Below are 8,729 nucleotides of genomic sequence, written 5' to 3' on the forward strand. Positions count from 1 at the left end.
AGACCAGCAAGCAGCCCATGAACGAATTCTGTTCGAGCGTTTCCTGGAGCACCTCGAAAGCAGACAGGGCGCCAGTCAGCAAAGTTTATTTCCACAAACAGTAAGCCTCAATACGGTAGATTTTGAACTAGTCAAAGAACTTCTTACAGACATTCAATCACTTGGATTTCAAATACGCGAATTTGGAAAAAATACGATGATCATTGAAGGAGTACCGGCAGATATTGGAAAAAATATCAGCGAGCTTGAAATCCTGGAACATCTTTTAGAAGGATTTAAAAATAACCAAAGTGCATTAAAACTCAATAAGCGAGATAGCCTGGCAAGGGCACTTGCACGTAATACTTCGATTAAATCAGGGCAAATACTCTCATCAGAAGAGATGAATTTGCTGATCGATGAATTATTTGCTTGTGAAATGCCAAATACATCGCTTAGTGGAAAGCCAGTAATCAGTACATTTACTCTAGAAGAATTACTACAACGATTTGAAAAATAATACCATCTACATTTAACTATGAACCCATTCGCAAATATTCCGACAGTAGTTAAGAATCTGCTCATCATCAATATCATTTTCTATGTGGCAACGCTGATGTTTGGTGGTCCGATGATGACTCAGGTATTGGGGGTACATTATTTTGATGGCCCTGATTTCAGAATCTGGCAAGTGATCACCTATATGTTCATGCATGATTATTCTTCACTATTTCATATCATGTTCAACATGTTTGCCCTGTATACCTTTGGATCGTCATTGGAGTACATTATGGGATCCAAACGCTTCCTTAATTTTTATTTGATTACCGGGCTTGGAGCATTGGCATTGCAGCTAATGGTACAGGGCTTTGAAGTTTATAACATCACAGGAAGCGCCATAAATAATGGCTCGTTTATGATTGACTCGTTTAAAAGGACCATTTCCTTTAATCCCGAACTGATGAGTCAAGACCAGGCATCTACTCTTTTGGGTATTTATCTCACGCCAATGGTGGGTGCATCTGGAGCAATTTTTGGCTTATTGATTGCTTTTGGAATGCTATTTCCAAATGCAGAATTGTTCATCATGTTTATCCCAGTCCCAATAAAAGCAAAATATATTATACCAATTTATGTTATACTTGAATTATTCCTGGGCGTAAAACAATTTTCGGGCGATTCTGTTGCACACTTTGCACATCTGGGAGGAGCATTATTTGGCTTTATTTTAGTAAGAATATGGCATTTAAAACGCCGCGACAATTTTTATGAATAGATCAATATTCAGCGAATTATTCAATAAAGCATTCCGATCAGGGAATCCGTTGTTCCTGTTCATGGGCATCAATATTCTGGTTTTTCTTGCCATCAATTTTTTTGCACTGGGCGAATACTTGTTCGGTAGACAAACTTCAGGTGCCGATTGGCTTATAAGGCAGGTATCGGTGCCAGCCTACTATGCTGATCTACCCCTTAAATTCTGGACTATCCTCACCTATATGTTTGCGCATCGCGATTTTTTCCATCTTTTGTTTAATATGCTTTGGATGTATTGGATGGGACAAATTTTCATGGATTTTCTGAATAAACGTCAGTTCATCTTCATCTATTTTTCAGGAGGCCTGCTTGGTGCTTTACTATACGTTCTAGCATACAGCACTATCCCTGTGTTTGAGAATAATGCATTAAACTCCATACTTCTTGGATCTTCGGCAAGCGTGATGGCCATTGTGGTATCTACGGCAACACTGGTTCCTGATTTCACCATACGATTGATGCTTTTTGGCACTGTTCGCTTAAAATATCTGGCATTAGCCTATTTTGTACTTGACATAATTGGTATGGGTGGCGCAAATCCGGGTGGAAGTATTGCCCATATTGGTGGTGCTATAATGGGATTTATTTTTATTAAGCAGTTGCAAAATGGGAATGATCTCAGTAAAATTTTGACTAAACGATCAAAATTAAAAGTTGTAAAACGTACTGGAACTACAACCACAAAGAATAATTTAACAGATCAAGATGCGATAGACAGCATCCTGGATAAAATTTCACAAACAGGTTATGAAAGTCTAAGTAAAATAGAAAAGGAACAACTTTTCAAAGCCAGTAAAAAATAATGAATCGCCGCAAAATAAAAAGACCAGGCATCCACCTCTTCAGCAAGTTCATTCTTACAATGAATATTTTTGCTGTATGCGCACTTTTATTAAGCTATTTGGCATCTTTTATTGACCCTGAAAAATTTTGGGTCTTTTCTTTTTTTGGCCTTGCTTACCCAGCCATCTTAGCGATAAATATCCTTTTCATAGTCTATTGGCTTATCCGCATGCCTAAATTAGCCCTACTGTCGGGAATAACGATACTTGCAGGCTTTAGCATTATCCAGAATTACATAGGATTCAGGGAAAGCACAGCGATTATGGTACCTAAATCATCGGATAGTTTCATAAGAGTAATGACCTATAACGTACATAATTTCAAGCAATTTGGGGATAAGAATGATAAATTCACCAAGGAGCAGATTCTAAATATCATCAGAAATGAACAACCCGATGTAATTTGTTTTCAAGAATTTTTCAGTAGAAAAAGAGGTGAATATAATTTCAGAAAACTAATTCTTCAGATCCTTGAAACCGAACACTATTACTTCAAACCTTCAACAGATAATGGCTATGAAGCTATTGGTATGGCCATATTTTCAAAATTTCCTATTGTGAATAAAGGGAATATTCAATTTGCCAAAAAAATGAACTGGAATGAAGCTGTGTATGCAGACATAAAGAAAGACGATAAAACTTTCAGAGTTTATAATGTACATTTTCAGTCTATAAGTTTTCAACCTGAAGATTACCAATACCTAAAGAAGGTAAAAAGTGAAATAGAGACCGATGTAGAATCTTCTAAAAAGATAGGATCCAGATTAAAAAGGGCATTTATTAAGCGGGGAGATCAGGCAAGATTATTGAAAGAAGAAACTGAAAAGAGCCCTCATCCGTACATCGTTGCTGGCGATTTTAATGATACACCGATCTCTTATACTGTAAAAACAATTTCAAGGGGCATGAATAATAGTTTCAGAGAGATGGGTAGCGGATTTGGAGTAACCTATAACGGCGCATTTCCGAACTTTCAGATAGATTACATTTTCACTTCGCCTGAGTTTACTGTAAAAAATTACCTCATCATCAATAAAAAACTATCAGATCACTATCCAGTACGGACCGACCTGGAATTAAAATAAAAGCAGTCAATATCCCCGAAAAATCGATTTTCAATTTTTAAATTTGCATTATGGATAGTAATCTGGTTATTTATAATACCCTTTCAAGAACAAAAGAAAAATTTGAGCCTCTTCATGCCCCAATGGTTGGATTATATGTTTGCGGCCCAACTGTTTACAGCGATGTTCATTTAGGAAATTGCCGCACTTTTGTCTCGTTTGACTTGATCTACCGCTATCTATTGCATTTGGGATATCAGGTTAGATATGTACGAAATATTACCGATGCGGGCCACCTAGAGGGTGATATGGATGAAGGCGATGATAAGTTTGCCAAAAAAGCCAGACTCGAGCAACTCGAACCGATGGAGATCGTTCAAAAGTATACACTGGGTTTCCATGATGTAATGAGGCTTTTTAATGCTCTTCCTCCTAATATCGAGCCTACTGCAACGGGTCATATCATTGAACAGATTGAAATGGTAAAGCAGATACTTGAGAATGGATATGCGTATGAGGTAAATGGTACTGTTTATTTTGACGTTGAAAAATATTGCAAAGAATTCAATTATACTATATTAACTAACAGGCAGTTAGATGAACTGCTTGAAAATACCAGAGAGCTTGGCGGACAAAATGAAAAACGAGGACGTCTTGATTTTGCACTTTGGATCAAAGCAAAGCCTGAGCACATTATGCGCTGGCCATCACCATGGGGTGTAGGCTTTCCTGGCTGGCATATTGAATGTTCTGCAATGAGCAATAAATACCTTGGTGATAATTTCGATATCCACGGAGGAGGTATGGATCTTGCAGCAACACATCATACCAACGAGATTGCCCAATCACAAGCCTGCAATCACGTTACTCCGGCCAAATACTGGATGCATACCAATATGCTTACAGTGAACGGCACAAGGATGTCAAAATCAAAAGGCAATGGTTTTTTACCTTACGAACTATTTACTGGAGAACATGAACTACTATCACGTGGCTTTTCTCCTATGTCTGTACGTTTCTTTATGCTGCAAGCACATTACAGAAGTACACTAGATTTTTCTAATGAGGCTTTAGAAGCTTCCGATAAGGGCTTTAAGCGGCTTATGAATGCCTATGCATTGCTTGAAAAGTTAAGCCCTGCAGCCCAATCAAGTATCGATCTGCAAAGCCTTTCAGACAGATGCTATGCAGCAATGAACGATGATTTTAACAGTCCTGTGCTTATTGCCGAACTATTCGAAGCTGTTCACCTCATTAATAGTATATACGATGGTAAAACTGCAGCAACATTGGCAGATATTGATGCTCTGAAAAAGCTGATGAACAATTTCGTTTTTGAAGTATTGGGACTTAAAGAAGAAAGTAACCAAACCGATGATATGGATAAGCTACTTGATTTCATTATCGGATTACGTACCGAAGCAAAAACAAATAAAGATTATGCTACTTCTGATAAGATCAGAATTGGCTTAAATTCTTTAGGTATTCAACTAAAAGACAATAAAGAAGGTACTACCTGGAATAAGTCTTAAACACATTATTAAGCCAGCATTAAAAAGAGGCCAATTTTTTCTGCTATCCATTGATTTAGGTATTTTGTTTTTGGAGAATGTTCAGGCCCGAAGCAGAATAATGAGCACGAGCAGCCGCTCTAAACATAAGTGCTCTAGAAAATAGTTCTGTGCTCGATAAGATAGATACCAAGAAATTAGTATAATACCTAAGGCATTTACTTAGACGAGCAAGTTTAAGCAGTGATTATGAGCCCATGCTGTATTAAAAAAAAGTTTACAGATTTTTTCAAAAACAAGGCCTAAAGCCCAGCCGGTTGGGGGGGATAGATTAAAGTAAATTGCTGATGATCATTTCTGTACTAAGACCTTCGGCTTCAGCTTTATAATTTCGAACAATGCGGTGTCTAAGAATCGATTCTGCAACCGCCCGGACATCTTCCTGATCAGGAGAATATTTGCCAGAAATGGCTGCATGGCATTTTGCGCCCAGCACTAAAAACTGAGATGCCCTTGGCCCTGCGCCCCAGCTCAAGAATTTATTTACCTCATCAGTGGCAGTAGTAGTACCGGGACGAGTTTTTGCTGCAATTGATACCGCATATTCAAGTACATTGTCTGCAATAGGAATATTTCTAACTAACTGCTGAAAGAAACTAATCTCGGCAGCATTCAGTATTTTTTTAAGTTCTACTTTACGATTTGCTGTGGTATTTTTAACTACCTGAAGTTCTTCTTCAAAAGATGGATAGGTAAGAAAAACATTGAACATAAAACGGTCTAGCTGTGCTTCAGGTAAGGGATAAGTACCTTCCTGTTCAATAGGATTTTGCGTAGCCAGTACAAAAAATGGTTGAGGCAACTTATGTGTATACCCACCAACGGTTACAACTTTCTCTTGCATAGCCTCCAGCAAGGCCGCCTGAGTTTTTGGCGGTGTTCTATTGATCTCATCAGCTAGAATAATATTTGAGAAGATTGGTCCGCGTATAAATTTAAACGTTCGATCCTCGCCCAAGATCTCTGATCCTAAAATATCAGAGGGCATCAAATCGGGTGTAAACTGTATTCTATTATAACTCAGATCAAGAACCTCTGCAACAGTTTGAACAAGAAGAGTCTTTGCAAGTCCTGGAACACCAACTAATAAACAATGTCCGTTACTGAAGATAGAAATAAGTACTGATTTTACCACCTCATCCTGACCCACGATAACCTGAGCAATTTCCTCCCTGATCTTATTATATGCCAGGTGTAATGCATCAACGGCTTCTACATCAGAACTATAACTATTCATTTCTTAATTTTTTGCGGTTGTCCAACCTGCCAGCTCAGGGCATGTCTGAAATTCTGCATCTATTTTGATGTACGTGATTTTTCTGCGTTTTTCAAACCATTCACTAATGGTACGATTATTTTTATCCTCAAAAGCTACTTCCTTGATCTTTGGAAAATCCTGAGCAAGACTTGCCTGATGCGGACCGGTCTTTGATTTAAGGCTCAGTATACGATATCCCTTTTTCCCATCAGCAGCTGTAAATAAAGATGGCTTAGAGATACTTCCAACCTTCATTGTATCAACGGTTAAAAAAATCTGTGGGTCAAGTTTATCTGTTGGAATAAAAGTTGTGCGGCTCTGAACATTTTCTGCATTCAGCATCATTCCACCATTATACTTGGTTTCATTATTGTCAGAATAGAGAGAAGCTGCTGCACCAAAATCCATTTTTTTATCAGCTAATACTGTATGAATACTATCAATATGTGCCTTTGCACGATCTAGACTTGCTGGCGTGGGCTCTGTTTTAATCAGGATATGTCTCACATTAACCTGCTCACCACGTCGTTCAATAACCTGCAAAACGTGAAATCCAAATTCAGTTTCAATTACAGAAGACAACTCGCCCTGCTTAAGTTTAAAGGCTGTAGCGGCAAATTCTTTAACCAGACTGCTTCTGTCCATAAAACCAAGGTCACCCCCTTCACGTGCAGAACCCTGATCTTGCGAATATAAGCTTGCAAGAGTTGCAAAATCTTCTCCTCCTTTAATTCTCAATCGCAATACCTCTGCCTTATCATGAAAAGTTTCTTTTTCTTCCTTGTTAAGCTTTGGATAGGCTATAATCTCTGCAATTTCTACTTCAGTATTAAAAAAAGGCAAACTATCTTTTGGGATAGCTTCAAAATATCGCTTAATTTCAAGCGGAGTTACTGCAATATTTTCAGTGATTTTAGCTTGCATCTTTTGGGCAACTAGCATCTCCTTAATATCAGGTCTAATCTCATCTTTGTATTGAATCAATGAGCGGCCAAGAAAGGTTTCCAAACGATCCTGTCCTCCTGCCCTTCCGGTCATGGCGCGTAAACGTCTTTCAATTTCACTATCAACCTGATCATCAGTAACGGTAACAGAGTCAATAATTGCCTGCTGTCCCAGAATTTTCTGAGAAAGCTGACTTTGCAAAATATTGCATCTAATAGACGGATCGGCAGGGTTTCCTTGGGCCAGATACTGCGAGTATTGCATTTCAATTTCTGATTGCAAAATGATAGAACTTCCAACAACCGCTGCTACTTTATCAAGGGATTTAGATTTTGTTTGTGCACTTACCTGGACAAGGGTAAAAAATAATAATCCGGTTACTATCCCTAAGGTCTTTTTCATTTTATGTATTTCTCTTATTTCAAGCAGTATAAAACCTGCAAAATTTAGTGTATTCACTATAAAAAACATAAGCCCCTAAAAGAGCTTTTAAATTAACTGATTATGCAAAATTATCAGTTATAATTCACAATTCAATTATTTAAATGAATACGAGTTAATTTAAGGCAAAATCAAGCTAATTAACACCTTTGAATTAACAAAACTATTTTTAAATGTTTAATACGAGCATTTTTTAAAATTTAATGCGCTATTCAGAAAGCTAAGTTAAGCTTTTGAAAAAGAAGCTGCATCCATTTAACTAATTTTAACAGATGCTTTATTAAGTTTGTATCCAATTAAGGTTTAAAAATCTAAATCATGTCTACCCTGCATACCAATGAATCTAATGCGCTCAGGCTTTTTATGACCGAGGATATTTATATTCTTGATCAACAGCCAGGGTCTGCTGAAAATGAGATCAAGATTGAAAAACCGACAGCCGCCGAAACGATTTTTATAGCAGAAAAAACTGTGATGCACGAAATGCCGGTCGCAATACCGGTTCCAGATTCTGCAGCAATAAAAAAGCCTAAAGAATTTTCGTATCTCGGCGAAAACAACAAGTATTTCCTGATCCTGATTGATGATGCAAAAAACAAGGAAATCAATAGCCTGCACAAGGAAACGCTCCTTAAAATTATGTCTGCAAAAGGGTTAGAGCTTAGAGACCTCGCCATTTTAAATTTAGATCAGTTCCCTGGCACGAGCATTGCCGAACTAAAGGAGTTTTTCAGCTGCAGTAAGATGGTACTTTTTGGAATCAACCCTCAACGAATCGACCTTCCTAATATCAGTTCAAATAAAGTAGAAAACCATGCCAATGTCACGCTTTTTAGCACCTTCAGTATCGATGAGATGATCAATGATGTGACTAAGAAAAAAGATTTCTGGGCAATCATGAAGGAGTTTTAAGGTGGAACTAGTTTTTGCGAGTAATAACCAGCATAAGGTTGATGAAGTTCAGGCAATGATCGGGAATATTATAACTCTTAAAAGCCTGAATGATATAAGTTGCCTTGACGAAATTCCTGAAACTGGAAATACCTTTGCCCAAAATGCAGGTCAGAAAAGTCGATATGTTTATTCACAGTTCCATATGGATTGCTTTGCAGATGATTCAGGTCTTGAAATAGATGCATTAGGCGGTGATCCAGGTGTAAATTCAGCTCATTATTCAGGAAGTCGCGATTTTGAGGATAATATGAGCCTTGTTTTGGAGCGCTTGGCTGGAAAAACAGACCGCAGAGCCCGATTCAAAACAGTGATATCCCTGATTAAAGGGGGCAAAGAGCATCTCTTTGAAGGGAGTATT

General features: G+C 37.9%; 8 protein-coding genes and 1 pseudogene. 7 read left to right on the forward strand and 2 right to left on the reverse strand.

Annotated elements, in window-relative coordinates:
* From ACIQZ6_RS10570 to cysS, 5 genes and pseudogenes are all read left to right on the forward strand, one after another.
* A pseudogene (locus ACIQZ6_RS10570) lies at window positions 1-499 on the forward strand (DNA mismatch repair protein MutL); the annotation flags it as partial.
* 18 nt (window positions 500-517) lie between these two features.
* Window positions 518-1,255 (forward strand): rhomboid family intramembrane serine protease, encoded by a 738-nt coding sequence (locus ACIQZ6_RS10575; protein WP_395810882.1) that lies wholly within the window; start codon window positions 518-520, stop codon window positions 1,253-1,255.
* Window positions 1,248-2,099 (forward strand): rhomboid family intramembrane serine protease, encoded by an 852-nt coding sequence (locus ACIQZ6_RS10580; protein ID WP_395810884.1) that lies wholly within the window; start codon window positions 1,248-1,250, stop codon window positions 2,097-2,099. Before ACIQZ6_RS10575 ends, ACIQZ6_RS10580 begins: the two co-directional genes overlap by 8 nt.
* Window positions 2,099-3,223 carry an endonuclease/exonuclease/phosphatase family protein gene (locus tag ACIQZ6_RS10585; protein WP_395810886.1) on the forward strand — a complete coding sequence of 375 codons (1,125 nt, stop codon included), beginning with the start codon at window positions 2,099-2,101 and terminating at the stop codon, window positions 3,221-3,223. The genes ACIQZ6_RS10580 and ACIQZ6_RS10585 overlap by 1 nt, the downstream gene beginning before the upstream one ends.
* A gap of 50 nt (window positions 3,224-3,273) precedes the next feature.
* Window positions 3,274-4,734, forward strand: a complete 1,461-nt coding sequence (gene cysS / locus ACIQZ6_RS10590; protein WP_395810888.1) for a cysteine--tRNA ligase — start codon at window positions 3,274-3,276, stop codon at window positions 4,732-4,734.
* 310 nt (window positions 4,735-5,044) lie between these two features.
* Here cysS and ACIQZ6_RS10595 read toward each other — a convergent pair whose 3' ends face one another.
* Together ACIQZ6_RS10595 and ACIQZ6_RS10600 are read right to left on the reverse strand one after the other, a co-directional pair.
* The gene (locus tag ACIQZ6_RS10595; protein WP_395810890.1) at window positions 5,045-6,010 is read right to left on the reverse strand and encodes an AAA family ATPase; all 966 of its coding nucleotides are present in this window, start codon (window positions 6,008-6,010) and stop codon (window positions 5,045-5,047) included.
* A gap of 3 nt (window positions 6,011-6,013) precedes the next feature.
* Entirely contained in the window at window positions 6,014-7,378 is a 1,365-nt protein-coding gene (locus ACIQZ6_RS10600; RefSeq protein WP_395810892.1) for a peptidylprolyl isomerase, read from the reverse strand.
* A 357-nt stretch (window positions 7,379-7,735) separates the two neighbouring features.
* Between ACIQZ6_RS10600 and ACIQZ6_RS10605 the strand changes: the two genes are divergently transcribed.
* Window positions 7,736-8,329, forward strand: coding sequence for a hypothetical protein (locus ACIQZ6_RS10605; protein WP_395810894.1), 594 nt, complete (start codon window positions 7,736-7,738; stop codon window positions 8,327-8,329).
* A 1-nt stretch (window position 8,330) separates the two neighbouring features.
* On the forward strand, window positions 8,331-8,729 hold a 399-nt coding region (locus ACIQZ6_RS10610), incomplete at its 3' end, for a non-canonical purine NTP pyrophosphatase (RefSeq protein WP_395810896.1).

The organism is Daejeonella sp., assembly GCF_044348475.1.
Taxonomy (GTDB): domain Bacteria; phylum Bacteroidota; class Bacteroidia; order Sphingobacteriales; family Sphingobacteriaceae; genus Daejeonella.